21 protein-coding genes and 6 pseudogenes are annotated in these 24,576 nt (G+C 55.8%); 14 read left to right on the forward strand and 13 right to left on the reverse strand.

Going from position 1 to position 24,576, the window contains the following annotated elements:
- The first annotated feature begins 1 nt into the window (after window position 1).
- Both QYQ93_RS14050 and QYQ93_RS14055 read left to right on the forward strand, forming a co-directional pair.
- Window positions 2-1,420 (forward strand): aldehyde dehydrogenase family protein, encoded by a 1,419-nt coding sequence (locus QYQ93_RS14050; RefSeq protein WP_338474812.1) that lies wholly within the window; start codon window positions 2-4, stop codon window positions 1,418-1,420.
- A 553-nt stretch (window positions 1,421-1,973) separates the two neighbouring features.
- Window positions 1,974-2,238 (forward strand): annotated as a pseudogene (locus tag QYQ93_RS14055) (aldehyde dehydrogenase family protein); the annotation flags it as partial.
- A gap of 64 nt (window positions 2,239-2,302) precedes the next feature.
- Here the strand turns inward: QYQ93_RS14055 and QYQ93_RS14060 are convergent.
- Complete coding sequence (locus tag QYQ93_RS14060) at window positions 2,303-3,007, reverse strand: YafY family protein (protein ID WP_338474813.1); 705 nt, start codon at window positions 3,005-3,007, stop codon at window positions 2,303-2,305.
- Window positions 3,008-3,009: 2 nt separating this feature from the next.
- Entirely contained in the window at window positions 3,010-3,942 is a 933-nt protein-coding gene (locus QYQ93_RS14065) for an NAD(P)-dependent alcohol dehydrogenase (protein WP_338474814.1), read from the reverse strand.
- Between the two features lie 197 nt (window positions 3,943-4,139).
- Between QYQ93_RS14065 and QYQ93_RS14070 the strand changes: the two are divergent.
- Together QYQ93_RS14070 and QYQ93_RS14075 are read left to right on the forward strand one after the other, a co-directional pair.
- A pseudogene (locus QYQ93_RS14070) lies at window positions 4,140-4,360 on the forward strand (cupin domain-containing protein); the annotation flags it as partial.
- Window positions 4,357-5,145 (forward strand): carboxymuconolactone decarboxylase family protein, encoded by a 789-nt coding sequence (locus QYQ93_RS14075; protein ID WP_338474815.1) that lies wholly within the window; start codon window positions 4,357-4,359, stop codon window positions 5,143-5,145. The pseudogene QYQ93_RS14070 and the gene QYQ93_RS14075, both read left to right, overlap by 4 nt.
- Window positions 5,146-5,150: 5 nt before the next feature.
- Here QYQ93_RS14075 and QYQ93_RS14080 read toward each other — a convergent pair whose 3' ends face one another.
- Window positions 5,151-6,065 carry a LysR family transcriptional regulator gene (locus tag QYQ93_RS14080; RefSeq protein WP_338474816.1) on the reverse strand — a complete coding sequence of 305 codons (915 nt, stop codon included), beginning with the start codon at window positions 6,063-6,065 and terminating at the stop codon, window positions 5,151-5,153.
- A 329-nt stretch (window positions 6,066-6,394) separates the two neighbouring features.
- Between QYQ93_RS14080 and QYQ93_RS14085 the strand changes: the two genes are divergently transcribed.
- The 3 genes from QYQ93_RS14085 (at window position 6,395) to QYQ93_RS14095 (ending at window position 8,184) form a co-directional block, all read left to right on the forward strand.
- Window positions 6,395-6,784 carry a putative quinol monooxygenase gene (locus QYQ93_RS14085; protein WP_338474817.1) on the forward strand — a complete coding sequence of 130 codons (390 nt, stop codon included), beginning with the start codon at window positions 6,395-6,397 and terminating at the stop codon, window positions 6,782-6,784.
- Between the two features lie 74 nt (window positions 6,785-6,858).
- Window positions 6,859-7,164: a DUF1330 domain-containing protein gene (locus QYQ93_RS14090; protein WP_338474818.1), complete on the forward strand. Its 306-nt coding sequence runs from the start codon at window positions 6,859-6,861 to the stop codon at window positions 7,162-7,164.
- A gap of 105 nt (window positions 7,165-7,269) precedes the next feature.
- On the forward strand, window positions 7,270-8,184 hold the full coding sequence (locus QYQ93_RS14095) for a LysR family transcriptional regulator (protein WP_338474819.1): 915 nt from the start codon (window positions 7,270-7,272) through the stop codon (window positions 8,182-8,184).
- 90 nt (window positions 8,185-8,274) lie between these two features.
- On the opposite strand, the gene QYQ93_RS14100 is transcribed toward QYQ93_RS14095, so the two are convergent.
- Window positions 8,275-8,937 carry a helix-turn-helix domain-containing protein gene (locus tag QYQ93_RS14100; protein WP_338474820.1) on the reverse strand — a complete coding sequence of 221 codons (663 nt, stop codon included), beginning with the start codon at window positions 8,935-8,937 and terminating at the stop codon, window positions 8,275-8,277.
- A 100-nt stretch (window positions 8,938-9,037) separates the two neighbouring features.
- Between QYQ93_RS14100 and QYQ93_RS14105 the strand changes: the two genes are divergently transcribed.
- Window positions 9,038-9,733, forward strand: a complete 696-nt coding sequence (locus tag QYQ93_RS14105; protein WP_338474821.1) for a B3/4 domain-containing protein — start codon at window positions 9,038-9,040, stop codon at window positions 9,731-9,733.
- Window positions 9,734-9,764: 31 nt separating this feature from the next.
- Here the strand turns inward: QYQ93_RS14105 and QYQ93_RS14110 are convergent, their stop codons facing one another.
- Both QYQ93_RS14110 and QYQ93_RS14115 read right to left on the reverse strand, forming a co-directional pair.
- Window positions 9,765-10,037 carry a type II toxin-antitoxin system ParD family antitoxin gene (locus tag QYQ93_RS14110; RefSeq protein WP_338474822.1) on the reverse strand — a complete coding sequence of 91 codons (273 nt, stop codon included), beginning with the start codon at window positions 10,035-10,037 and terminating at the stop codon, window positions 9,765-9,767.
- Between the two features lie 574 nt (window positions 10,038-10,611).
- Complete coding sequence (locus QYQ93_RS14115) at window positions 10,612-11,505, reverse strand: AraC family transcriptional regulator (protein ID WP_043049447.1); 894 nt, start codon at window positions 11,503-11,505, stop codon at window positions 10,612-10,614.
- 138 nt (window positions 11,506-11,643) lie between these two features.
- On the opposite strand from QYQ93_RS14115, the gene QYQ93_RS14120 reads away from it, so the two are divergent.
- Genes QYQ93_RS14120 through QYQ93_RS14130 form a run of 3 tightly spaced genes read left to right on the forward strand, consistent with a single transcriptional unit; the run spans window position 11,644 to window position 13,777 of the window.
- Entirely contained in the window at window positions 11,644-12,387 is a 744-nt protein-coding gene (locus QYQ93_RS14120; RefSeq protein WP_043049416.1) for an SDR family NAD(P)-dependent oxidoreductase, read from the forward strand.
- Window positions 12,388-12,404: 17 nt separating this feature from the next.
- Window positions 12,405-12,806: a VOC family protein gene (locus tag QYQ93_RS14125; protein ID WP_338474823.1), complete on the forward strand. Its 402-nt coding sequence runs from the start codon at window positions 12,405-12,407 to the stop codon at window positions 12,804-12,806.
- Entirely contained in the window at window positions 12,803-13,777 is a 975-nt protein-coding gene (locus QYQ93_RS14130) for a saccharopine dehydrogenase family protein (protein ID WP_338474824.1), read from the forward strand. The genes QYQ93_RS14125 and QYQ93_RS14130 overlap by 4 nt, the downstream gene beginning before the upstream one ends.
- 107 nt (window positions 13,778-13,884) lie before the next feature.
- Here QYQ93_RS14130 and QYQ93_RS14135 read toward each other — a convergent pair.
- Window positions 13,885-14,010, reverse strand: a pseudogene (locus QYQ93_RS14135) (helix-turn-helix domain-containing protein); the annotation flags it as partial.
- Between the two features lie 105 nt (window positions 14,011-14,115).
- On the reverse strand, window positions 14,116-14,775 hold the full coding sequence (locus tag QYQ93_RS14140; protein ID WP_080889078.1) for a TetR/AcrR family transcriptional regulator: 660 nt from the start codon (window positions 14,773-14,775) through the stop codon (window positions 14,116-14,118).
- Between the two features lie 156 nt (window positions 14,776-14,931).
- Here QYQ93_RS14140 and QYQ93_RS14145 point away from each other — a divergent pair, with 156 nt between their 5' ends.
- A complete protein-coding gene (locus QYQ93_RS14145) occupies window positions 14,932-15,672 on the forward strand; it encodes an SDR family NAD(P)-dependent oxidoreductase (protein ID WP_043049412.1) in 741 nt (246 codons plus the stop codon).
- Window positions 15,673-15,749: 77 nt separating this feature from the next.
- Window positions 15,750-16,160: a VOC family protein gene (locus QYQ93_RS14150; protein ID WP_043049411.1), complete on the forward strand. Its 411-nt coding sequence runs from the start codon at window positions 15,750-15,752 to the stop codon at window positions 16,158-16,160.
- A 539-nt stretch (window positions 16,161-16,699) separates the two neighbouring features.
- On the opposite strand, the pseudogene QYQ93_RS14155 reads toward QYQ93_RS14150, so the two are convergent.
- Both QYQ93_RS14155 and QYQ93_RS14160 read right to left on the reverse strand, forming a co-directional pair.
- Window positions 16,700-17,054 (reverse strand): annotated as a pseudogene (locus QYQ93_RS14155) (type II toxin-antitoxin system RelE/ParE family toxin).
- A 2-nt stretch (window positions 17,055-17,056) separates the two neighbouring features.
- Window positions 17,057-17,348: pseudogene (locus QYQ93_RS14160) on the reverse strand (type II toxin-antitoxin system ParD family antitoxin).
- A 152-nt stretch (window positions 17,349-17,500) separates the two neighbouring features.
- Between QYQ93_RS14160 and QYQ93_RS14165 the strand changes: the two are divergent.
- A pseudogene (locus QYQ93_RS14165) lies at window positions 17,501-18,058 on the forward strand (helicase-related protein); the annotation flags it as partial.
- 308 nt (window positions 18,059-18,366) lie between these two features.
- On the opposite strand, the gene QYQ93_RS14170 reads toward QYQ93_RS14165, so the two are convergent.
- The 3 genes from QYQ93_RS14170 to QYQ93_RS14180 are packed head-to-tail and all read right to left on the reverse strand — an operon-like array spanning window position 18,367 to window position 24,294.
- Window positions 18,367-20,538 carry a DEAD/DEAH box helicase gene (locus QYQ93_RS14170; protein ID WP_338477259.1) on the reverse strand — a complete coding sequence of 724 codons (2,172 nt, stop codon included), beginning with the start codon at window positions 20,536-20,538 and terminating at the stop codon, window positions 18,367-18,369.
- 43 nt (window positions 20,539-20,581) lie between these two features.
- Window positions 20,582-21,877 (reverse strand): ATP-binding protein, encoded by a 1,296-nt coding sequence (locus QYQ93_RS14175; RefSeq protein WP_338474825.1) that lies wholly within the window; start codon window positions 21,875-21,877, stop codon window positions 20,582-20,584.
- Window positions 21,874-24,294: a TerB N-terminal domain-containing protein gene (locus QYQ93_RS14180; RefSeq protein WP_338474826.1), complete on the reverse strand. Its 2,421-nt coding sequence runs from the start codon at window positions 24,292-24,294 to the stop codon at window positions 21,874-21,876. The genes QYQ93_RS14175 and QYQ93_RS14180 overlap by 4 nt, the downstream gene beginning before the upstream one ends.
- Between the last annotated feature and the right edge of the window lie 282 nt (window positions 24,295-24,576).

The raw sequence follows: 24,576 nt of genomic DNA on the forward strand, positions 1-24,576 counted from the left end.
TATGTCGGATCTGTTTGAGTTCTACATTGACGGTGCCTGGGTCAAGCCTCACGGCACGGCCATTGAGCCCGTGGTAAATCCGTCCACCGAGCAGGTAGTTGCGCGCATCACCCTTGGCGACAGCCACGATGTGGACCGCGCAGTCGGCGCGGCCAGGCAAGCGTTTGCCGGGTTTGCAGCGAGTTCGCTTGAGGCGCGTGTCGACCTGCTGCAACGCATTATCCAGGCCTACAAACTCCACAGCGAAGCGCTGGTAGAAGCGGTTCACCTGGAAATGGGCGCGCCGCTGTCCCTGGCCCGCAGCGCACATGTGCCGGCAGGCCTGGGCCATCTGGTGCAGGCGCTGGAAGTGCTACGCGATTACCGCTTCGAACGCCGCATGGGCCAGACGCTAGTGGCGCGTGAGCCTATCGGCGTGTGCGCCCTGATTACCCCTTGGAACTGGCCACTCAATCAACTCACCTGCAAGCTCGCACCCGCCCTGGCGGTGGGCTGCACCGTCGTACTCAAGCCAAGTGAGTGTGCGCCGTTGTCGGCGCATATCGTCGCGCAAATCCTGCATGAGGCCGGGGTGCCGAAGGGGGTGTTCAACCTGGTCAACGGTAATGGGCCGGTGGTTGGCGCTGCGCTGGCCAGCCATGCCGAGGTGGATATGGTGTCGTTTACCGGCTCGACCCGCGCCGGCATCGCAGTGGCCAAGGCGGCGGCCGATACAGTCAAGCGTGTGTCCCAGGAGCTGGGCGGCAAATCCGCGAATATTCTGCTCGACGACGCCTATCTGCCTAGCGCGGTGCGTCACGGGTTACAGGCGTGCATCCGTAACAGCGGCCAGTCGTGCAATGCGCCGACACGCCTGCTCGTACCGCGCGCGCAGCAACAGGCTGTGATTGATATCGTCCGGGAAGTGCTGGCGCAGGTGTGTTTCGACGACAGTCAGCCGACCTGCGCCATCGGCCCTGTGGCGAACGCCCTGCAATTTGAACGGGTTCAGGCCATGATCGTTCAGGCCATCGCCGAGGGTTCGCGATTGATCGCCGGAGGACTGGGACGACCACGGGGGATTGAGCGCGGGTACTACGTGCAACCTACGGTATTTGCCGACGTCACCCCGGACATGCTCGTGGCGCGGGAAGAAATCTTCGGCCCGGTCCTGGCGATCATACCGTACGACAGCGAAGCCGAGGCGATAGCCATCGCGAACGACAGCCCTTATGGCTTGTCAGGCTACGTCACCTCAGCCAGTCTTGAACGCAGCCGAAGGGTTGCGCGGCAATTGCGCACCGGCATGGTCCATCTCAACGGCGCCCGGGCCGACCAGGCAGCGCCGTTTGGAGGCTACAAGCAGTCGGGTAATGGGCGGGAGTGGGGCGAGTTGGGGTTTGAAGAATACCTGGAGAACAAGTCATTGTTTGGGTATTAACGGTTTCAGAGGTACGCGATGGTGCGGCAAATAGATTAACCGCACCTTTGTTCGCTAGTTGGCGCTAACACGCGACAAAGCCGACCGCTTCGGTTGGTCGTTAAAGATCCTCGGACAGTGGGCAGTATCGAAGGACAGCAGCGGATCGAGACCAGGCAGCACGCCTTAGCCCTGCGATCAAACAGAACACCCGTCATGAATAATGAACGGATCGGATTATTGCCGGTTCGTGCCCCCAATGTAGCAATCCACTGGAAGTGAATGGCGCTCCATGGTTTGTGGAAAAGCAGAAATGATCAGCTAAACAGCCTGCCCGACGAAACCTAAAAACTCTCAGGGTCGCCAAAGAACATTTTGACAGGGCTCTAGGACGGTAGTTTTAGCCTGAAATAAACGAATTGTGCCCCCAGTTGCCCCCCATCCACATGGGGTGTGCGAGCGATCACGAATGGTGATTCTCTGCCGCACTGCAGTATGGCAGTGGCTGGTATTCAGTGCGTCTGCGCAGCTCATCGACAAAACCGGCGTTTCGTTCATAACCAACAAGGTGGGGATCGCACGCAAACTGTTCTCCACCGGTTCAACGGAGGTTAGTCGTCAGCTTATGGCGCAATGTGCCAAGGACATAAGGAAGGTATCCCTCGAGCTAGGCGGGAACGCCCCGCTCATAATCTTCCATGATGCCGACCTAGACGCCGCAGTGGAAGGATCGCAACAACGGCCAGTCCTGCGTCTGTGCCAACCGTATCTACGTTCAGGATGCGATCTACGATGCCTTCGCAGAAAGAATCAAAACCGCTGTGTCTAAGTCGAAGGTTCGCGCAACGCGCGCCTGGTGATTTTCGTCTGAGGCGCATCATCCGACGTTGGTTGTTCCTCCGATCAGCACACCTCGCCAGAGCCGTTACAAGGCAAGACCTCATGAGCCCGCCATTCCTTAATAAGTTGGCGCCGGGGACGACTGTAGCGCTCGGCAAGCACTTCCAGTTTTGCGATGTCGTCCATAGCAATCACGCGAAACCGGTTGTCTGCTTCACACCACGCCGACAGGAAGCGCTTTGCGTCAATAAAGCCCAGCATGATCGGCCAGACAATTTGTTTATCTGCAGGTGCGTGGGGAATTGACAAGGTGATAAGCAGTTTGCGCTGGTCACGTAATGCGAATCGGATTTCACTCAGGTCGATTGAACTGGAAAGGTTCGAGTGGGCGCCCACGTAGAACGTTTCGTCGTCAAAGGTGTGACGCATATCCAGAGGCAACACGGCGTCAATTTTGGCCAGCGCGTTCTTCACCGCGAAGGCAAATTTATCGTCAGTCTGACGACTGACCCACTGGGCACCGACTACAAGTGCCTGAATTTCTTCTTCTGTAAATGCAAGCGGGGGTAACAGAAAGCCAGGTTTCAAAATATAACCTAAGCCGGGCTCACCCTCGATGTCGGCGCCCATCCCCTGCAAGGTCACCACATCGCGACGTATGGTGCGTAATGAAACGCCCAACTCCAGCGCAAGTGTCTGACCCGACACCGTTCTACGATGCCGGCGCAGCACTTGCATTAGCTCAAATAAACGGTGACTCCTGGCCATGTCTACTCCATCGCGATGACACCTTTACCGCCGAGCTTACGGCCTTTCTCAAGCTCAGTGATAAGTCGAATCGCCTCGGACATCGAAACGGTTTCCGCGACTCGGACGTTGTAGTGCCTCTCGCTGGCAGCCTTGGCAAGCTTATCCAATATCTCGGCGCGCGGTGAGCCTATGATCATTTTGAGTCTGCGATCAAAAAAAGCGCGCACAAACTTGCCAGGGCCGGGGTTCAGATCAAGAAATACGCCTCCTGATTTTAGCGTCGCAACGCCTTTAGATACCGGCAGCGTTGCCGCAGTGTCGTAAACCACGTCGAATCGATTAGCAACACTCGATAGCTGCATGTTCCGATAATCATAAACATTCTGCACACCCAGCGACTTTGCTCGCTGCATGTCCCTGTCGCTGCAGCTGCCCGAGACGACGGCCCCCTGCATCAGAGCTATTTGTACAGCCGCTTCGCCTACTGCTCCGGCACATCCATTGACGAAGACATGCTGGCCGGCTCGCAGCTTGGCCTTGTCTATTAGCCCGTTCCAGGCAGTTATACCTGGGGTGCCCAGGCAGGCGGCGTGCTCGAATGACACGTCATCCGGCTTATGGGCTAAAAACGCCTCTTTTGTGATAACGGCTTGGCCGAACGCTCCGCTTTCTTTAAAGCGGGCGAGTCCAAACACGGGGTCCCCGACTTTAAACCGCGTCACGCCTGCGCCGAGGGATATAACCGTGCCAGAGAAGTCCATTCCCATCGCGCGAGGAAACTTCCTGCCCGTAACGATCTTCATTTGCCCAATCCGCAGCTTCCAGTCAATGGGATTGATCGCTGAATACTTGACGCTGACCCCCACTTCACCTTCGCCAGGGGGAGGCAGCTCAAAGTTCTGGACCTGCATGACCTCTGGCCCGCCATAGCTGCTGTACTGGATGCGTTTCATGATGCTTCTCCAAACTCCGGCATACGATTGGGGTAGTCACGGGGCGGAATCTACAGCGCGAGGCGGTCAGTTTTTGTCACCATTCAATCAGCATTCAATTTAGTTTTACTCACGCATTGCTGAGCCACACTCATCGTTACATCAACCGAGGAACGGGTAGTTGGATTAACCCCCAGGCATTAATTTGGTTAATGGGATTGGTCGTCACGATGGGGGCCGGTTGGGTTCAGCAAGAGGGGTTGAGAAACAGATGATCAAGCCTGGCGATGTGATATGGACGCCCCCAGGGGTCAAGCATTGGCATGGGGCAACCCGCACGACGAGCATGACCCACATGGCTATTCAAGCGTCATTTGACGGCAAAAATGTCGAGTGGTTGGAACCTGTCACCGAAGTCCAACATGAGGCTTCATTATGAGTGCACGGACCGTTTCAATAGCGGCCATCGCGATATGTTTAACTGCCTGCGCCAGCCACGAAGCGGCGCTGACCAAGGAGATTTCTAACGTGCCAACATCAGCTGACATACGCGCCACTTCACCGATAATGGCGCACAATACCGACTCGTTACTCCTCGGCGAAGTCTGGAAACGCCCCGAGTTGTCTCCCCGCGACCGAAGTTTGGCGACGGTGGCTGTACTGGTTGCGCGAGGTCAAACAGCAGAGATGGCCGCGCATTTCGACTTGGCGTTGAACAATGGCCTGACGCCTTTGGAGCTGTCCGAAGCAATCAACCACCTTGCGTTCTACTCGGGCTGGGGCAATGCCGCAGGCGCAGCTCCAGCGGCCATGGAAGTGTTCAACCGGCACGGCATAGGCGCTGATCAACTGGCGCCGGTGTCGCCCGTGCTGCTACCCATTGATCAGGTTGCCGAAAACTCACGGGCAGCGAATGTCGACAAATCCGTGGGGGCCACTTCGCCGGGGTTAGTGCAATACACCACCAGCGCGCTATTCAACGACCTTTGGTTACGGCCGGGACTCGCGCCCAGGGACCGTAGCCTGATCACCGTCACTAGCTTGGTGGCAAACGGTCAGGTTGCCCAGATCGGTTACCACCTCAATCGCGCGATGGACAATGGCCTGACACAGACCGAGGCTAGCGAACTGCTGACGCATCTGGCGTTCTATGCCGGCTGGCCCAACGCTTTTTCGGCGGTACCGGTGTTTGGCGACGTATTTACTAAACGACAAGAGAGCTGACGCCGCTAGGGGAATGGGCCCATGGGTTCCAGTTCGCGAATCAGCTCAATCAGCAGGCGAAGGCCGACAGGTACTTGTCTGGAGCTTGAGTAGTAGATGTGAAAGCCTGGGTCGTAGTGAGTCCAGTCCTCCAGCACGCGCTTCAACGAACCTTGTTTGACGTGACGTTCGACAATGGATGCTGGAACATACATCAGCCCTGCGCCGCGCGTAGCCAGAGCCACACCCACGCGCGTCTCATCCAGCGTAATAGCACCCGGCGCGTCAATCTCAATCTGCTGGCCATCTTTCGCAAATTGCCAGTGATAGAGACGCGAATTCCCCAGTCGTATCCGCAGGCAACGGTGCCCGTGCAGATCTTTTGGGTGCGTCGGGGTGCCGAATTGTTCAAGGTAACCCGGCGCGCCCACGACGGCCCATGCCACGTCGGGCGATAGCCGCTGAGCGATCATGTCTTCGGGAACCGTCCCGCCAAAACGAATGCCTGCATCGTGGCCATCGCCAATAATATCGACCATTTTATTGGTCACGGTGAGGTCGACCTCAATATCCGGGTAGCGCTCAACGAACACCGGGAGGACGGGCCCCAGTAGCAGTTTGGCACCGTCGCTCAAGACGTTTAGACGGATACGCCCGGCGGGCTCATCGCGCAGTCGATTCAGGGTCTCCAACGCCTGACCGATAGCGTTGACAGGGGAACTGATCAGTTCTTGCAACTCCTCGCCAGCGGCCGTGAGCGTCACACTTCGGGTGGTACGATTGAGCAATCGCACGCCAAGTCGCGTCTCAAGGCCTCTCATGGCGTGGCTAAGTGCTGATGCACTGATCCCTACCTCCAGGCCGGCCTTTCTGAAACTTTGATGCCGAGCGATGGCCAGAAAGTAAATGATATCTGCCAGGTTCGTGCGGCTTAGGTGCATAGATGACTCCGAACTTTTATTTGTTGGGGCACCTCAGATGGGCGCGGGCAAATCTATTTCATCCAGGAAGATGACCTCCTGGTGGGGTCTGTCGGCATGCACCGGCACTTCATAGCCCGCCAGATCGTGATTCACAAAAGACCCCAAGCGGTGCACGACTATCATCCCCTAGCGCGTAGGGTAGGCGTCTTCACACTTCTCAATCCTAGGTTGGGCTCAGGCTGCCCGCGAAGTGTTTTAGGCTCATAACAGTTATCTGATCTGCTCATGAATGCTTTTGTCGCGTGCGCTGTAGCATGACTTCGCTAATAACCATCAGAGAACTATGAATGCGGATTTCAGCCCTGCACGCCACCGTTGTTGTGAGTTGTCTTTGGATGGGGACGGTGCTCGCCGCACCGCCGGCAGAAAAAGTCGTGCATATCGCGCAACTGGTGATTGATCCGGCGCAACTGGCGGCATATCACGCTGCAGTCAAAGAGGAAATGGCTGACTCCGTTCGTCTTGAGCCAGGCGTGCTGGCGATTTATTCGGTCGCGGAAAAGGAATACCCGAATCGGCTGCACTTCTTCGAGATATACGCCGATGAGGCGGCATATCGAAGCCATATAGCGTCCGCGCATTTTCAGAAGTATGTGACAACGACCCAGCCGATGATCCTGTCCAGAGTGCTGATTGAAACCGATCCGATTCAACTCAGCGCCCAGCCGCCTCGATGATCGATTTCCGAAAGGGGCCGGTCGGTGAGAGATTGGCGCGCTGAGCACGTTGGTTTTTTCAGTGGAGGAGCGCGATGAGAAATGTGAAGGTGATGGTACTCGCAATGGCGGGCCTGGCGTTTTTTACCGCGGGTAGTTGCCGGGTGGTGGCATCAGAAGCCCAGTCGGCAACACATCCGGCTTATTATGTTGCTGAGTTTGAGGTTACCGATCCTGAGGGGATGAAACCTTACAGTGCGCAGGTGGAGGCGACCTTCAAGCCTTATGGTGGGCATTTCATCGTGCGTGGCGGCAAGACCATTTCGCTTGAAGGTGCAGCGCCAAAGCGTCGCCGTGTTGTCATTGAGTTTGCCAGCGTCGAAAAAGCCCAGGCTTGGTAAAACTCTGTGGAGTACACCGAGCTGAGAAAGATCCGCCAGCGTTCAGCCAAGACAGATGTCTATTTGATCGAAGGGGTATCAGCGCCATAGTCAAGGAGTAGCAAAATGCTGCGTGAGAACGCCAACGACCTATTGGTCTTCATTGCGGTGGCGCGAGAAAGAAGTTTCACCAAAGCGGCTTCACAACTACGCGTGTCCCAATCTGCGATGAGCCATACCATCAAGGCTTTCGAAGAACGGTTAGGCATGAGGCTTCTAACCCGCACCACACGCAGTGTCACATTGACCGATGCCGGACAGGCGCTCTACGACGGCATGAACCCTCACTTCGAGGCCATGGAGGCCAATTTCCAGAAGCTGCTGGGGCTTCGAGAAAAGCCGGCTGGCACCCTACGGATCACTGCTGCAGACTTCAGCTTTCATACGGTGTTATGGCCAGTGCTGGAAACCTTTCTGGCTCGGTACCCAGACATCAATGTTGAGGTGAACTGTGATTACCGACTGGTCGACATTGTTGCCGACCGTTATGACGCAGGCGTTCGGTATGGCGACACGGTGGGAGAGGGGATGATTGCTACACGGATTGCCCCTGACATGCGCATGGCCGTGGTAGCAACGCCAGATTACTTCGCGGTGCATGTGCCACCTGGAGAACCCGACGAACTTGTCGGCCATAACTGCATCAACATGCGGTTTCCCACCCATGGCGGTATCTATACCTGGGAGTTCGAGAAAGAAGGTGTCACCAAGAATGTTCAGGTCAGCGGGCAACTCGTCGTCAATGGTGTTTATCAAACGCTCGATGCCTGCCGGCGCGGGGCAGGAGTAGGGTATCTGCCGGAAACACTTGTTCACCAGCATATCGCCAAGGGCGACTTGATTCGCGTGTTGCACGACTGGTGCCCGCCGTTCGCCGGATTTCACCTGTATTACCCCAGTCGCCTTCAATCCTCTCCGGCATTCAGTCTTTTGGTTGAAGCACTGCGCTATCCCCGACGCGCCCAAGAGGCAGATGATTGAATACCGGCGTGTCATCACTGTTATGGGAGTAGCAGCGTTGGCTGGTTCGGCCACTTTGCAGATGCTCACGGGCTGCCAGTCTGCCGGTATCTACTGATGCAGCTCCGTCACGGACATGGTGAACACCAACTTGGATCTGCCAGCGTTGGAATAGGAGTGAGGCACATCGGTTTTCGCCACTGCCGAGCTTCCCGAAGGGATGACCAACTCTGTTTCTCCTACCACGCATTTCAGCGTGCCTTTTTCCACATGAAACAGTTCAAGCGTGCCCTGAGGATGCCCCTGTGAAGCGAAAGATTCGCCCGGGTGCATTTCCCAACGCCACAGCTCGATCATATTTGGTCCGGAGGTTCCCGCCAGAAGGCGTGCTGTGCCTCCCTGATCCCCGGTCCAGAGGGTGGGGATGTCTTTACTGTCGATGATATGGGCGGATGGGGCTTCGGTCACATTGACGATGTCTGCAACGGACATGCCCAACGCTGCGGCGATTTTGCAAAGGATGCCGATACTGGGGTTCGCCGTACATTTCTCTATTTCGACAACCATTCCTTTGCTCACGCCAGCGCGACGGGAAAGCTCATCCAACGTGATCTTCTGGGCTTTGCGCGCCTGTTTGAGCGTGCGCGCAACGGCTAGGCTGACAGCTTGAGCATCAGCACCTGGGGTAGTCGACAAGCTCGTATTCGCGGTCATTGATGAGGGGTATGAGAAAAATGTGCTGGGATTCTCGACCTTTATCAGCAGCTCCGTCAATCGGCTCAGCCGTTATAGTAGATGATATTGGTCATTATATTGACTTTGCTGGTCGTCGCTGACTAGCATGAAAGGGCATTTAGGTTCCTGGAGGTTTTTGATGCTGTCCGTACTGCCGTTAATCGATCAAGCCGTTGCCAAGCTGGCGCCGGAGTTCAGGGCCCTGAGCATTGTGGTGGGAGCTGCGCCGCTGATTCATCCTGAGGTTGCTCAGTCTGCGCTGGATCGCGCTTGCAAGGCCGTGCAAGAAGGTGGGCCAAGCTGGGGAGAAGCGCACCTGGCCGCATGGGCGGAGACATTCCGAAAGTTCGGCTCCAAGCCGCAGCGCACGCCTTGTTCAGCAGAGGCGCTGCGCAAACGAGTTTTACGTGACGGCAGCTTGCCTAGCCTGGATCCCATCGTCGATCTCTACAACGCAATCAGCATTGAGTACGCCATCCCGATTGGCGGGGAAAACATTGAAGCCTATGTGGGCTCCCCACGACTGGTAGTCGCCGATGGCACCGAACCTTTTGACACGATGAAAGAGGGTGCTCGTGCTTTCGAGTATCCGGATGCCGGCGAGGTTGTCTGGCGCGATGACCAAGGCGTGACCTGCCGTCGCTGGAACTGGCGGCAAGGTGCCAGGACCCGTCTCGGTGCTGACGCGAAGAGCATGTGGTTCATTCTGGAGAGTCTACCAGCGATGCCGCTTGAAGCTTTGACGGAAGCGGGTGACAGGCTGATCGAAGGACTGCAGCAAATGATGCCAGGTGTTCAGATCGAAAGCTCACTGATTGGTCCTGGGGCCAAATAGTCGATAGACAACCGTATGAGTGATGCCGATGTTAACCGGACTTAGTGCATTTCCTCTGACACCTATGCAGTGGCTGACCTTGTTCGTTCACCTGAGTGAAGCGCCCGTGCTCAAGATCCATGATGCCGATCGAGGTGGCCTGACGCAGTGCCTCAATTTTGGCGGTGTCTTCGGCGACGCGCTGCTCCAATAAACGTAAACCTTCTCGCATCACTTCGCTGGCATTCTGATAACGGCCGGAATGCACCAAGTTATGGATAAGCTGATCCTGGTGAGGGGTGAGCACAACGTTTCGCGTCGCCATAACTAGCTCCAGTTCTATGCAAACAGGCACTTTTGCTTGTTGGCATATTATGCCATTTCAGCTCAGGGGAATAACTTGGGGCCTACATCCGGCGATCAGGTGATGGCTGATTCGGCGCCAACCAGCAAGGTTAAAAGTCATCCGCCCATACCAAAGCATGCCCTCAGATATGCCCCCAATGTAGCCATCCACTGGACGTGAACGGAGCTCCATGGTTTGTCGAAAGGCAAAATTGATCAGATAAACAGCACGCCAGACAGCTCCTATAGACTCTCGGGATCGCCAAAGAACATTTTGACTTGGCTCTAGTGCGGTAGTTACAGCCTGAAAAATCGAATTATGCCCCCAGGTTTGCCTCCCATTTGCACCGGACGGGTTAGCAATCGCGAATGGCGATTCCTGATAAACACCAGCGTGGCTTTGGCTGGCTCTCAGTGTAATTCCACATTTGATCCGGACGGAGGGTCCAGAACTCAATCGTCAAGAGGCCGGCTATCAGCGAGGCTAACCGGTAAATCCGAATTGGCTGACGGTCATGGATCTTTTCTAGCCGGTTATCCAATCCTCAAGCTGATTAGCGTCTGATGGCGCTCGTTTCCCCGAGGATCCTCCCGGCATCTTGTGCAGGAGGAAGTCCAAACACCCGTAAATAATCCCTGCTGAATTGTGTCGCACTTTCATAGCCGACCTCGAAGGCAGCCGCCATGACACTCTTGGCGTGGGCCACCATCAGTGTTCTAGCCTGGAGCAGGCGAACCCGTTTTTGATACTGCAAAGGACTCAGGCTGGTGACGGCCTTGAAGTGGCGATGAAACGCCGAGACGCTCATTGATGCTCGTTGCGCCAAGCGTTCCACCCCAATCGGCTGCGCGAAGTCACGGCGGATCCACTGTATCGCCATGTTGACTCGGGCCATCGCCGTATCTGGCGCTGCGATCTCTCGCAACATCCAGCCATGGGGGCCCTGGAGCACACGGAAGATGATTTCCCGTTCATAAACCGGGGCCAGGGCTGCGATGGCGTCAGGATCGCCCATCAATCGCAGCATTCGTACCCACGCATCCATCAAATTGGTTGTGACTGGCGCGACTGAAAACCCGAGATTGTTCTCAGGGCGGCTGACAGGTTTGGGCAGGTCTTCAAACAGCGTCGACAACACAGTTGGATCAAGAGTAAGGCTGACTGCCAAATAAGGTTCTCCCGATACGCTTGGATGAACAGACCCCACTGCCGGCAAATCAATGGACATGACGAAATAGGTCGCAGGGTCATACCGAAGCGTCCGATCCCCCACGCTCATGCTTTTACTGCCTTGCAGGATCAGATTGATCATCGGGTCATAGACCGCCGCCAGCATGTGTTCGGGGATCTTGCCCTTGACCATGGCCACGCGCGGGATGCCCGTTTCGGTGCGGCGATTTTCAGCCTTGGCCGCGAGCGACCTGAGTTCATTCAGTTGATTGTCCATGCTGGGCATGCTGACGGCAGAACGCTGCGCCATGCAAGCGAAAAGCAGAAACAGGCAGGTTTCAAATAGAAATGGGTACGACCCTGGCGATCGTGATGAGTACTGTGGGGCCATCTATAAGCCACAGAGGAACATCAAATGAGCGTCATCGTCATTACCGGCGGTAGCCGTGGAATCGGTGCCAGTGCCGCCGAGCACATTGCTCGGCGCGGTAGGGGTGTCATTCTGACCTACAACGCTGATTCCCAGGCCGCTGCCTCAGTCGTGGAACGCATCGAGCGCGTCGGTGGCAAGGCTGTCGCCCTCAAGCTCGACGTGTCTGATGTGGGCAGCTTCGAAGCGTTTCGCGAGTCAGTGGTGCTGGCCTTACGGGACAGCTGGAACGCCACCCTGCTCAGTGGCCTGGTCAACAATGCCGGGTACGGCCTGTTCAATCCATTGGCCACTGTGACCGAGGCGCAGTTCGACGGCTTGTTCAACGTGCACCTCAAGGGGCCGTTTTTTCTCACTCAAACCCTACTGCCGCTGCTCGCGGAAAATGCCAGTATCGTCAACCTGACCAGTGCCACGACCCGCGTCGCCACTGCTGGCGTGGCGCCCTACGCCGCCTTCAAGGGCGGGCTCGAGGTGCTCACCCGTTACATGGCCAAAGAATTCGGTGATCGGGGCATACGGGCCAACGCGGTATCACCCGGCGCCATCCGCACCGACTTGGGCGGGGGGCTGAACGCTGAGTTCGAGGCGAAGCTGGCGGCGCAAACGGCACTCGGCCGGGTCGGCGAGCCGCAAGACGTCGCGCACGTTATCGCCATGTTACTGTCAGAGGAGGGCGCCTGGATCAATGCCCAGACCCTCGAAGTGGCCGGCGGCTACAACATCTGAATCATGAGGGTTTTGCCATGCTGGATCATATCTTTTTGTGCGTGAGCGATATCGCACGGTCTATCCGTTTCTACGAAGCTGCTCTGACCCCGTTGGGTATCACCGCGCGCCTGGACTACGACGGCAAGGATGGCCCACCGGGCCATCCTGACCTGAAAGGGTTTGGTGCCAACGGCCGGATGTTTTTCTGGTTGCGTGAAGGCGTTGTGGAAGGGCGCGCGGTACATGTTGGTTTTGTCGCAAGCAGCCAGGCTGAAGTTGATGCCGCTTATACCGCCGCCCTGCATCAGGGTGCGGACGACAACGGCCCACCTGGGGCACGCTTGCATTACGACCCCGATTACTACGCGGCCAATGTGCTGGACCCGGATGGGTACAGCCTCGAATTCGTCTACAAGAAATGGCAGCACGTCCAATGAGTACGCTACTGATTTACGGAGCTACAGGCTATACCGGTCGGATGGCTGCTGATCGAGCAAAAGCGCTCGGTCTGGATTTCGAAATCGCCGGGCGTAATGCCAAGCGTCTCGAAACGCTCGCAGCGCAGTTGGACGTGCCTTATCGGGTGTTTGATACCCATGATGCCGAAGACTCTTTGTCTGGCATCTCAGTATTGCTGAACTTCGCCGGGCCGTTCGCGCAAACGGCCGAGCCGTTGATGCACGCCTGTATCAAGGTCGGCGTGCACTATCTGGACATCACTGCCGAGATCAATATTTACCGCATGGCCGAGGGGCTGGGCGCTGAAGCGGCAGCTAACCACGTCATGCTGTTGCCGGGTGTCGGCTGGGATGTCGTTCCTACCGATTCGCTGGCGGTGCATGTTGCCAAGCGTGCAGTAAAACCGGTTGCGCTGAGTATCGCGCTTCAGGTCCCCGGTTCGATGTCTCGCGGGTCTGCGATGAGCGTCAGCGAAATCCTCGGCGCAGGCGTGCTCGCCAGGGTTGATGGCGAACTGGTTGCAACACCGGACGCCGCGCCGCGGCTCTTTGATTTTGGCCAGGGACCGGTCCTCTGTGCGCCGTTGTCATTCGGCGATCTGGTGACGGGCTGGCATTCGACCGGCATCCGCAACATTGCGATGTTCGTGCATATCACGGGCGAAGCGTTTCCAGAAGGTGATCTGTCGCAGTTGCCTGATGGTCCCACACCCGAGCAAAGGGCTGCTCATCGCGCGCGGGCAGTGGTTGAGGTCACCGGGACTGATGGCGCAATCGCGCGCTCGGTGATTGACACCGTCAACGGCTATTCCTTTACGCCGCTGGCGGCGGTAGAAGCTGCGCGGCGAGTAATGAACGGTGAGCAGCAGCCGGGTTTTGCAACGCCGGCCAACGTGTTTGGTGGTGGATTTGCCCAGAGTATTGCCGGCACGGTGATCACCGACTTCTGAGGTGAGTGTTGGCTGTTCAAGAGGCTGTTATACATGCTTGGGTTGGGGCGGGCGTCCTGAATCTGGCCGCGTCCCGTGCCGGAGGCAGACCGAATTGTACCCAGGTGCTGTTCCAGATCCTGGAGCAGTTTACTGACGGAGGAGCGGGGTATGTTCAGCGAATCGGCGGCTTTCGCAAATGAGCGAGCGTCCGCAATTCGGATGAAGACCCGTATGGCGAGAAGTTGATCCAAGGCTGCGCTCCATGAAGGGGGGGAGGGTCGAAATTAACCTGACGGTTAACGCTGCGTTGCCTCAATCTTTCGTATCAAAGGCCGTTTGGCGTCTATGAGCGTTGTTCAAACCGACGAACGCCCGGAGTCGAAGCTTTTTGGAAGATGCGCACTACTGAGTGGCTCAGAAGTCTGCGGTGGCTCGTGTTCTGCCAATACCAGAGAAATTGCTTTGCTGGCAACTTGGGCTACTTCCATCAAGCGTTTTCGAGACAGGCCACTGCATGCTGCAGCGGATAGGCCCCGCAGGGTAATCAGCACGTAGTCGGCCAGCGTCTGAGCGGCTTGCGGGCAAACCTGGTCGAGATAACGACGGATCGTCTGAATCGCGGCATCACCCAATGTCTCTGCCATCTTTCGGGCAATCGGGTCATCCGCCCGCATGCCCTCGGTGATCAAGCATCCACGCAAGGTTTTATCTCGTCCGTATTGCGTCGCAGCGCTAACCAACAGGGCAGTCAGCGCTTGAGCAGGAGGTCGATCCGGCGCCAGAAGTCTGTCTAAAGGAAGCGCGCTTTCACCGGCGTAACGACGCATCGCCCGCTCGAAGAGCTCTGCCTTGCTACCGTAGGCGGCATAAAAGCTCGGGGGTTTGATGTTCATGGCATTGGTCAGATCGGACAGGCTCACGGCGTCAAAACCGTGTTGATGAAACAGTGCCTGAGCGATGGCTACCCCTTGCTCGCGGTCGAAGGCGGGACGGCGCTGCCGGTTGTTTTCGTTCATGGTCATCTCGCTGAGTCGATACGGCGACTGTAGCGACCGCTACAACGTATATCAATCGCCGCGTGCAGGTCTTTTTATATAGTGGTCGCTAAAAAACTTGTGGGTGGGCGCAAATCTATATAGTGTTCGCTACATAAATTCCTGGAGGTGTTTCTCATGCTGTTCAACAATAAAGTCGTTTTGGTAACCGGTGGCTCTTCGGGCCTTGGCTTCGCGATTGCAGAAGCGTTCGCCAACCAAGGTGCCACTTTGATCATAACCGGGCGTCGCCAGGCCCAACTCGACGATGCCGTGAGCCACCTCGGTGCAAACGCATCTACCGTATGCGCAGACATTTCGGACCCCGCCGACCTTGACGCGCTATTCGGTCACATACAGGCAGTCCATGGCCGTATTGACGTGCTGATTGCCAACGCTGGGACAGGTGCAGTCGAGCCCTTGGGAGCAATCACCGTCGCAGGCTTCGATAAGCTGTTCACAACCAACGTCAAAGGCACGACGTTCACGGTACAGGGTGCGCTACCTTTAATGGGCAAGGGGAGCAGTATCGTCATCATTGGCTCGACCGCATCGATCAATCCTGGCCCCGGCCTGGGTGTCTATGGGGCTACCAAGGCAGCGCTACGAGCGCTGGTGCGCAGTTGGATCCTGGATATCAAGGGCTCTGGCGTTCGTATCAACCTGCTCAGCCCCGGCCCGGTGAACACCCAGTCTCTGCGCGATGTACTGGGCGATAACGCACAGCAGATCATCGATGTTCTCAGTGAGAAGAGCACACTTGGTCGGATCGGTCAGGCGCACGAGATCGGCCAGGCCGCGCTGTTCCTAGCAAGTGATGCGTCAAGTTACGTCAATGGCGCTGAACTGTTCGCCGACGGTGGTGCGTCCCAGGTCTAGGCGGGTACGGAACAGTCCTTCCCTGTGGTTAAAAGCTGTATGCGATGCCAATGAATTGGCAATTAAGGAGTTACCTGATGAGCGACTTTACTGGTTCGGCAATAGATCATATGGGCATCGCTGTTTCGGAAACTTCGTATTCTCAAGCCTTCTACGAATCGGTGCTCAGGCCGTTAGGGATCACCCTGTTGATGAGTATCCTGGCGGATCCGCCAGGGCCGAAGCCTCGACGACTGGGGTTTGGTTCTGGAGGAAAGCCATTCTTTTGGTTGTATGGCGCGTCCGTCGCCAGTCAGGGGGTGCATATAGCACTGATCGCCCCAACTCGTGAGTCGGTTGATGCTTTTCACGCGGCCGGCATTGCTGCCGGCGGACGTGACAATGGGCCGCCGGGCATCAGGCCGCACTACCACGCTGATTACTACGCCGCTTATGTGCTGACACCTGATGGCGTGAATCTGGAAGCCGTTTGCCAAGTGGCCTCTTGATCGAGGCTCACATCAGATCCATCCCAAATACCAGGGTACAGCCTTAATTTGCAGAAAATGCATCGGCTACCAACGGCAGCCCCGCCGTCGTTGCGCTAAAGCGCCAATTACTGCGTTTGCGGGTCGAACTGTCTGCCAGCGATGCCGCTTGAAGCTTTGACGGAAGCGGGTGACAGGCTGATCGAGGGACTGCAGCAAATGATGCCAGGTGTTCAGATCGAAAGCTCACTGATTGGTCCTGGGGCCAAATAGTCGATAGACAACCGTATGAGTGATGCCGATGTTAGCCGGCCCTAGTGCATTTCCTCTGACACCTATGCAGTGGCTGACCTTGTGTCGGATTACCGTTGGCGAGATATAACTCAGGGACGCCAAAAAACATTTTGACTTGGCTCTAGGACACTGTTTTTAGGTCGATAACACTTTTGTTTGCCCCCAAGTTTGCCCTCATTCGCACCGACTGTGCGAGTGATCGCGAATGACGATCTCCGGCGGACTTCGCTATTTTTAGCCAGTTAAGCCGTTGGGCCAGGTCGCTATCAGTCGTTAGGCAAGTGAAACTGTACTTCCATGGCGTCATGAAGGAGTCTGACAACCTCGACACGTCGTCGTTTGCCACACGATAGAACACGATATGGCGTGGGCTTTTGACCGTTCCATGGGTTTGTTTGGCCTGATGGCGTGAATAGATGAGGTGATAGCTGCGAAGGCCCGGTGCAAGCTCATCGCGGTCTTGGCTGCCAATGCGATAAGGCGTGTCAGCAAGCGCTTGCAGCGCCGCGAGGATCAGCGCCTGGTAGCACTGGCGTGCTTGATCGCCGAACTGCGTCTGGGAGAGCCTAAGGATGTCGACAATGTCGGCGCGCGCCGGGTTGGAATCCGATATTGCGGCATGCTCAGTGTTTCTCTCTCGCGGGGAGGGTTGCCTCCAAGCTCAAGCCCTCGAGGTAGTGCTCCAGATCCCCTTCGTTCACCTGAGTAAAGCGCCCTTGCTCAAGATCCATGATGCCGATCGAGATGGCCTGACGCAGTGCCTCAATTTTGGCGGTGTCTTCGGCGACGCGCTGCTCCAATAAACGTAAACCTTCTCGCATCACTTCGCTGGCATTCTGATAACGGCCGGACTGCACCAAGTCATGGATAAGCTGTTCCTGGCGAGGGGGTGAGCACAACGTTTCGCGTCGCCATAACTAGCTCCAGTTCTATGCAAACAGGCACTTTTGCTTGTTGGCATATTATGCCATTTCAGCTCAGGGGAATAACTTGGGGCCTACATCCGGCGGTCAGGTGATGGCTGATTCGGCGCCAACCAGCAAGGTCCAAAGTCATCCGTCCATACGCGACTGCGCGACAACTCACCGAAGATGCAGTGGTTGATGCAGACGCTTGAGTCGATCAAAAAAGCCGGGAACGGCGACAAGGTCATCGTTTTCACTGAGTTGCGGGATATCCAGCGGGAATTGCAGCACTCGATCCAAGAGCATTTTGGGTTTCGGGCTACGGTCATCAATGGGGATACTAGTACTAGCAGTCAGAGTGCCAATAGCCGGCAGAGGTTGATCGACCAATTCCAGGAGCGGCCTGGTTTCGCAGTGATCATTCTGTCGACCATCGCCGTCGGGTTTGGGGTGAACGTGCAGGCGGCGAACCATGTCATTCACTTCACTAGTTGCTGGAACCCGGCCAAGGAAGATCAAGCGACGGATCGGGCTTATCGGATTGGGCAGGAGAAGGATGTATATGTGTACTACCCAGCGGTTCGAGACGTCGCGATGCCGACGTTTGAGGCGACGCTGGATGAGTTGCTGAGTAAGCGACGGGCGTTGGCGCGGGGCATGTTGAGCGGGGCTTCGGATATTCAGGTTTCGAGTTTTGAGGCGTTGCTGAAAACACGCTGAGCCCGTTTGCGGAAAACCAATGCTGGGCAATATGTCAGTTATGGGAGCGGGTAAGTGCATCCGCAGCTTTGTAAATGATCAAAAACTAGCGAAGCGGCGCTTGCCTGGCAGCATGCTGCCATCAGGGTATGAGCGGATTACTTGGCTGTGTGTGCGTTCAGTATCGGCACAGAAAGCTCAGCGGCTTACTGTACGCTGTGCCGCTCACTTTCTGCGATTTTTCGGTTGATTAACTTGTGGCAGCGGATGAAGACTAGTAATGGACTGCCCCTGCACCGTACACACCTCCAGCCTATGCTTGACCTTTTTTATTTTTCTTGCTGCTTTTTGGCAAAAAGTACTGCGTGTGAAATATCGAGCGATATGGATGCGAAAGATTTTATAAGCAGCGTCTCTGGCAGCGCCCAATCCCATTTTTCGCGCAACATGTTCTCCACATCTGAGAGTATCGAGTTCAGATCGCTTGGATCCAGACTTCCCACCTCCTTGAGTGCACTTTTTGTCTGATCAATGCTCGCGCCGATCTCTATAGCTAAGCCCGAATTATCACAAGACAAACCTACATGATTGAGCAGCAGGCGTAGTGCATCATTAGCGTAATCCCCCAACCAGCTGATCAAATAACATTTCCCACCCGACTCGATAAGGTACCGCTCGCCAAGCCCCAATAAGGCAAAAGTTTTCCGGGCCTCGTCGAGTAAAGCTTTGGCACCATGATCGATAAAAGGGCAGGGGCTGGAGTCCGCCAAGATTACTCGCATCTCCGCTCGTACGGCGTCATGTACCATTGCGCCTAAGCCATCGAACTGTGGAGGAGCCCCGCCGCGTGCCGCTGACACGATGATGACCTTGGCCTGCAGGTCGACATCACGCACCTGCCATCGACGGCCACCGAAAATAATGCGTTGGTCTTTGGTCAGCGGGCGGCTAACGGGGACCGAGCCCAAGGCTTTACCGTCGCATACCAGACGGAATTCTTCATCGCTGGTGAATGCGCTGTAGAATTCATAGTGATTGATCATGCGCTCGCCAACTGTTCCAGGCAGCAGTAATCCTGAGCTGTCCTGGACAATCAATTCGTGCTCACCCAGAGATTTGAGTAGTTTCACAAAGTCTGGCTTTTCAATACCTTGAAATGCGCCTTCAGCAATCAAGTTTCTCCATAGGTCGGCAGCCGAAGCGCCGCCGCATTGAGCAATGATGGAAAGGCATTGCTGAACCAAGGTGGAGGCATGAATACCCTGCGCTCTGGGAGGTTCAAACCAACCTCTGGTCAGCAGTCGAACCATGGCAATGGTTTGTACCAACCCTTGGCGTAATTGATCAGATAAACCAGATTTATCCGTGAGCGGTGATTCTTTACAGTAAACGCGTAACGTTGCTTTCTCTCCTGGGCGTCTGCCGGAACGCCCTAAACGTTGACGTAGACTTGCCACGGAAGGTGGGGCACCAATTTGCACCACCGTTTTGATACTACCGATGTCTATTCCCAGTTCAAGTGTTGTAGTGCAAATCGCAGATGCTGGCCGGTCGCCGGCTTTCAGTGCATGTTCAGCCTGCTCCCGCAGGTCTTTCGAGAGACTGCCGTGATGAGGCCAGAACTCGTTGGGTACGCCGTCTTTCTCGCATCGTCGGCGCAGTTGGTCTGCGTACCATTCAACCTGAGACCGACTATTCGGGAATATCAAGTTATTGCTGCCGCGTAGTACCTGGTAGAGATGCTCAGCAATCGCGAAGTCGGGACTTGCCTCATTTTCCGTGTCGTCTTCATCCCCCTCCTGCTCATTGGGTTGACCATGTTTCTTTTTAAGCTCGCTCATTGGCGGCTGAATGTAGCCGCGAACTTGCACCTGAAGTGTCTGGTTAGCGTTTTTCGATTCAATAACGGTAACCTTATCGGCATTGGCTGGGCGCAAAAACGCTGACGCCATCTTCATATCGCCGAGGGTGGCTGAAAGCCCAACCCTGGGAAGGAGCCTTCCCGCAGCAAGTTCAACCCTGTGCATCAATGACTGAAGTTGTTTGCCTCGCTCACTGCCGATGAAAGCGTGTAGCTCGTCCACGACGATATAGCGTAAATGTTGGAATACCCCGCCGAGACTTGAGCCACGGTTGACGAACAATGCTTCAAGAGATTCGGGAGTGATTAGCAGCACGCCCTCAGATGATTTGAGAAAACGGTGTTTTTTACTGGATGAAACATCTCCGTGCCAAGCGACAACAGGGATCTCAAGCTGCTCACAGAGTCGGCTTAATCTGTCCCATTGATCGTTAATCAAGGCCTTGAGCGGACTGATATACAGCACCGCACCAGGCGGATCATCGTTATTGAGCAGATTCGTCAGGATGGGCAAGAAGGCGGCTTCGGTTTTGCCAGCGGCTGTTGCTGCGGCGATGATGACGTCCTGATCGGCGTGCACCAGAACAGGCACAGCCCATTCCTGGGCGTCGCGAAGGGAGGTCCAACCTTCAGCCCAAATCCAGCGCTGGATTCGGGGCTCTAGCTGTTCGAAGCCTGATGAATCAGAGTGTGAAGGTGGCAAGTTCATCGTCCGCATCGACCTTCATATCATCTTCACCGCCGGAATCCTTGGCGACCTCGACAGCCCCTAACAGCGTTCGCCATTCGGCCCCTGGGTTTTGCTCCAGGATGGCCAGTAGATTGATGAACGCTGTGATCGTGGTACGCGGTGTGCGGAAGTAGGCTTCCCCTAGGCGTTGGTTGCAGTGAGCCATAAACAGAGGAAGCGCCTCGTCAGGCAGCAAATACTTTTCAGCATCGCCGCCGGCATATACGTGGCGGAGTTTTTGAAGCAGTACGTAGAAGTCTTCAGGGGTAAGACTGGTAAGGCGAATGACGGGCCCTGAGAGATCCACCAGTCCGGTTTTGGCAAACGAGTTCTCAGCCAATCGCGACTGCAGGGCAGGGTAGCTGAATAACCCTCGGCGAGTGTCCATCAAAAACTCGGGCGTGCCGCCCAGCACGAAACCCAACCCTTCGGATGACCCTTGCAATGAGTCGTTGAGGATGCGGAGGATCTGTTCGTAGTTGGCATTACGAGCCTGCGTATTCGCCAGTTTGTAGAGGTTAACCAGTTCGTCGAGGCAGATCATCAGGCCACCGAACCCTGCGAGCCTGACGAATCTGGAAAGCAACTTGAGCTGGTCGTAGACGGAGGCGTCATCGATGATGGTCCGCACGCCCAAGGCAGCGCGGGCATCTGTTTTGGTGGTGAATTCTCCGCGCAGCCAACGAATGGCGTCGGCCTTCAGTTGCTCATTGCCTTCCTCAAAACCGCGGCAATAGGCAGCGATCACCTCGGCAAAGTCGTACCCATTGACCATCTCGGTCAACTCGGCCAAGTGCTTACGAATAACTGTCTCGCTGTCGGTACCCGCTGCCTTGGCTTCTGTTTTGGCCTGGGAGATAAATTTCTCCACGATGCCTTGCATGGCACCACCGTCAGGCTTTGTGCGCGTTGACATGTTCTTGGCTAGTTCGGAGTAAAGCGAGCGAGCTTGCCCCCCAGTGGCGTGCAACCGGCGGTCAGGGTTCAAGTCGGCATGCATGGTCACGAGTTTTCGTTCCATGGCGATAGCACGAACCAGGTTCAGAAAGAACGTTTTACCTGCGCCGTACTCGCCTATCACCACCCGAAACGCTGATCCGCTCTCCACCAAACGTTCGACATCCTTGATCAGAGCATCAAGCTCACCTACACGGCCAACCTGAATCAGGTGCTGACCAACACGTGGCACTACGCCCGCGCGTAACGATTGAATGACCGCATCGCGATCCTTGGCTCTGATAGTGCTCATAGGGCTAATTCTTCCAGGATGTCTGTGTTTATCTCGACCGGGTCGTCGCCTTCTGTGACGGGCATGTCGAATCGTTCAAAAGCCATATCGTTGATTTGTTCCAGAGCGCCATCGAGCATCAGCTCCATGTCGCTGGCAGCGGTTTCCAGTTCTGCGCGGCTCCATTCCGGGCGAGAGATCAACAGGCGGAGGAAGGCCGAGTGTTCCAGGTCAAGCCCAGGCACGTCCGCGCTCGACACGTAATTCGGTTCAGCGCTTTCACTCGGCCGCTCCGTCTCCTCAACCTGATCCTCAGTGAACACCTTGGCGAGGAGGGCGGAGACCTCCGCCGTCTCCCGCTGAAGCTGTGCAATCCGATCATGATCAAGGACGAAACCTTGTCTCGAAGATGAGGCAGGCTGCGCGCCGGGTTCGGCGGATGGGTAAGTGGTGGCAGGCGTCACGGCAATACCCACACCGGCTGCCGCTCCATGGAGGTCGCTGTAAAGCAACTGGCTATCCAATTGAAGTACCTTATACACACGCTCCAGCAACTTCACTTCCGCAGGGCTGACGATGCCATCGGCCTGCGCCAGATGAGCGAGGAAGCCAGCAATGGTGCGTTTTGCATCGACGGGCAAGGGATCGAGCTTTTTCTTAAGGCTGGCAAGCGTGGGCGGTTGTTGGAGTTGGATTTGCAGATGTGCTTTGAGGCGTTTGTGATGAGCACCGCTCAAGTGACTCCATGAATCGATATGCTGAGCAAGCAGTGTGATTTCTTCGTTGGAGGTATCACCGTCGGCCGAAGCCACCGCACTGGCCAAATCAAGGGTTACCGATGCAGCGTTGTATGCAGCAGACGCACGGAGTGATCCATCTTCAGGCTGGGTTACAAACAACGCGATCCGGTCCTCGGCTTTTGGTGTCTTACTGCCACCCAGTACGTCGGGTTCCATTCCAATATGCAGCGACTCCAATGCGCGGGCCAGAGCGAGTACTTTGTCTCGAGACAATGCGCCCGCGCTCTTAAAGCGCCCTGCGAGCTCTCCAAAACTCATGACGACTAGGTCGTTACCAATCTTAGACTGCAACTCATCCAATTCATCGTGAGCTGCCTTCGGCCAGAGCGCGACAGGAAGTTGCAGGAGCCCCTCAAGTGCCTCTGCGCTTTCAGGATTTCTTCCCAAATAACGGCTGTAGGGCTCCACTTCGCTGGTGCATTGCTCGACCAGCAGTTGCAAAATTTTACGTGTGCCCGAGGTTGCCATGACGTCAGGTAGATCCCCCAGGGTAAGCGTGGAGGGCTTTATTACGGCAGAGGCAGGGCGATAGCTGGCCTTGAGCTTGGTTTTGTTCTGCGCCAATGTCAGGCCCGCAGGATAAGTGTTTTCGTACTTGAGCTTGAACAAACGTGAAAACACATCTTTGCAGCGTATAACTGGCGTGCGTTTACTGATGTTGGGGTCGGACAACGCCCATGCCAGTGCCCAATCGGCATTCAGCGGATGTTTATTGGCCGCGTGCTGACCTAAGCCAATGCGCAGCGGCAGAGGCATTTCGTAGCTGTGCTCGGCCACATTAGGTGGCAGGCCAAGATAGAGATTCGCGTCAACAGCGCGGTTTCCTAGGTAGTCAAGGAAGCCTTCTGCATAGCCTCGGAATGATCCATTTCCTCTATAAATACTCAGTAGACGCCGGACCTCGTCGACTATTAGGGGAACCTCATTAATGACCTTTGAATCGCAAGTGGGATCAATGAGGGCTCGACGTTCCAAACCATAGAAAAACAAAAATACATAGCCGGTATCCGCCAACGGATCACTACGCCCACCTGCGAGCCATTGCAGGTATCCGCGTCGCGCTTGCGGAGTAATGGAGTGAAAGCTCGGCCAATAAGACATCAGTCGCTCATTGAGGTCGATGTAGTTCTTGGCAATCCGAAGCTTTGGGTTGATCAGTGAGGGCTCTTGAGCGTCATGTCTGCTACCGAGTGTGCTCCCGATATAAAACATGCCGCCAGGCAGCGAGAAGCCGGCAACTTCGATGATTTCGCCAGCAGGCACCCAGCGGGCGTCGGCCTTCTGTGAGCTAATATTTGGAATTTTAAAGGTATTGGCAGGGGGAGAGCCGAGTTGCACCGTATAAAACTCGGGGCTTTCCTCATTGTCCCTATTGCTCGTCGAGACTTCACGCATGGAAAACGTTACGCCCAAGCCTTGTGGCTTTTGCGGGGGTACATTCTTGGCAGCCGATGCTTGAAGCTGATTGAGCCGGCGTTTTCCGCGTTCGGCCAGCAGCCACATAATGGTGCCGATACCCGCTATGACACCGATCGCTATCCAGGCATTTTTGGGGATAGCAGCGAGAGCACTGAATGCCAGAGCAAAAATAATAAGTATGCCGGTGCCACCGGAGTTTTTTGCTTTCTTCCTTGCCATGTGTCATTTCAACCTTGAAAGATGGGTGCTGGCGCAATGGCAGTATCCAATATTTCTAACGCTTGAGCCAATGGCTTGGCTGAGCAGATGATCGGAAAGTTGAATGATCTTGGATGTAGATGTCATTTCAGCTCAAGATTTGATGCTTAGCGCATTTCATCTGAACGTCGCGGCGTTGACGTGAGCCATCCTCAGTAATTTCAAGCATCAGTAATGAGGCCTGCCTGACAACGACTTGAGTATAACGGAGCCTTCCGCCCCCATTAATAGATACGGACCACA

Origin of the sequence: Pseudomonas khavaziana, from assembly GCF_036704165.1 — a bacterium.
GTDB lineage: Bacteria > Pseudomonadota > Gammaproteobacteria > Pseudomonadales > Pseudomonadaceae > Aquipseudomonas > Aquipseudomonas khavaziana.

What these genes read in the sequence shown, in the direction of transcription:
- QYQ93_RS14050 (WP_338474812.1), top strand. Translation starts at nt 2, where the DNA reads ATGTCGGATCTGTTTGAGTTCTACATTGACGGTGCCTGGGTCAAGCCT.
- QYQ93_RS14060 (WP_338474813.1), bottom strand. Translation starts at nt 3,007, where the DNA reads ATGGCCAGGAGTCACCGTTTATTTGAGCTAATGCAAGTGCTGCGCCGG.
- QYQ93_RS14065 (WP_338474814.1), bottom strand. Translation starts at nt 3,942, where the DNA reads ATGAAACGCATCCAGTACAGCAGCTATGGCGGGCCAGAGGTCATGCAG.
- QYQ93_RS14075 (WP_338474815.1), top strand. Translation starts at nt 4,357, where the DNA reads ATGAGTGCACGGACCGTTTCAATAGCGGCCATCGCGATATGTTTAACT.
- QYQ93_RS14080 (WP_338474816.1), bottom strand. Translation starts at nt 6,065, where the DNA reads ATGCACCTAAGCCGCACGAACCTGGCAGATATCATTTACTTTCTGGCC.
- QYQ93_RS14085 (WP_338474817.1), top strand. Translation starts at nt 6,395, where the DNA reads ATGCGGATTTCAGCCCTGCACGCCACCGTTGTTGTGAGTTGTCTTTGG.
- QYQ93_RS14090 (WP_338474818.1), top strand. Translation starts at nt 6,859, where the DNA reads ATGAGAAATGTGAAGGTGATGGTACTCGCAATGGCGGGCCTGGCGTTT.
- QYQ93_RS14095 (WP_338474819.1), top strand. Translation starts at nt 7,270, where the DNA reads ATGCTGCGTGAGAACGCCAACGACCTATTGGTCTTCATTGCGGTGGCG.
- QYQ93_RS14105 (WP_338474821.1), top strand. Translation starts at nt 9,038, where the DNA reads ATGCTGTCCGTACTGCCGTTAATCGATCAAGCCGTTGCCAAGCTGGCG.
- QYQ93_RS14110 (WP_338474822.1), bottom strand. Translation starts at nt 10,037, where the DNA reads ATGGCGACGCGAAACGTTGTGCTCACCCCTCACCAGGATCAGCTTATC.
- QYQ93_RS14115 (WP_043049447.1), bottom strand. Translation starts at nt 11,505, where the DNA reads ATGGACAATCAACTGAATGAACTCAGGTCGCTCGCGGCCAAGGCTGAA.
- QYQ93_RS14120 (WP_043049416.1), top strand. Translation starts at nt 11,644, where the DNA reads ATGAGCGTCATCGTCATTACCGGCGGTAGCCGTGGAATCGGTGCCAGT.
- QYQ93_RS14125 (WP_338474823.1), top strand. Translation starts at nt 12,405, where the DNA reads ATGCTGGATCATATCTTTTTGTGCGTGAGCGATATCGCACGGTCTATC.
- QYQ93_RS14130 (WP_338474824.1), top strand. Translation starts at nt 12,803, where the DNA reads ATGAGTACGCTACTGATTTACGGAGCTACAGGCTATACCGGTCGGATG.
- QYQ93_RS14140 (WP_080889078.1), bottom strand. Translation starts at nt 14,775, where the DNA reads ATGAACGAAAACAACCGGCAGCGCCGTCCCGCCTTCGACCGCGAGCAA.
- QYQ93_RS14145 (WP_043049412.1), top strand. Translation starts at nt 14,932, where the DNA reads ATGCTGTTCAACAATAAAGTCGTTTTGGTAACCGGTGGCTCTTCGGGC.
- QYQ93_RS14150 (WP_043049411.1), top strand. Translation starts at nt 15,750, where the DNA reads ATGAGCGACTTTACTGGTTCGGCAATAGATCATATGGGCATCGCTGTT.
- QYQ93_RS14175 (WP_338474825.1), bottom strand. Translation starts at nt 21,877, where the DNA reads ATGAGCACTATCAGAGCCAAGGATCGCGATGCGGTCATTCAATCGTTA.
- QYQ93_RS14180 (WP_338474826.1), bottom strand. Translation starts at nt 24,294, where the DNA reads ATGGCAAGGAAGAAAGCAAAAAACTCCGGTGGCACCGGCATACTTATT.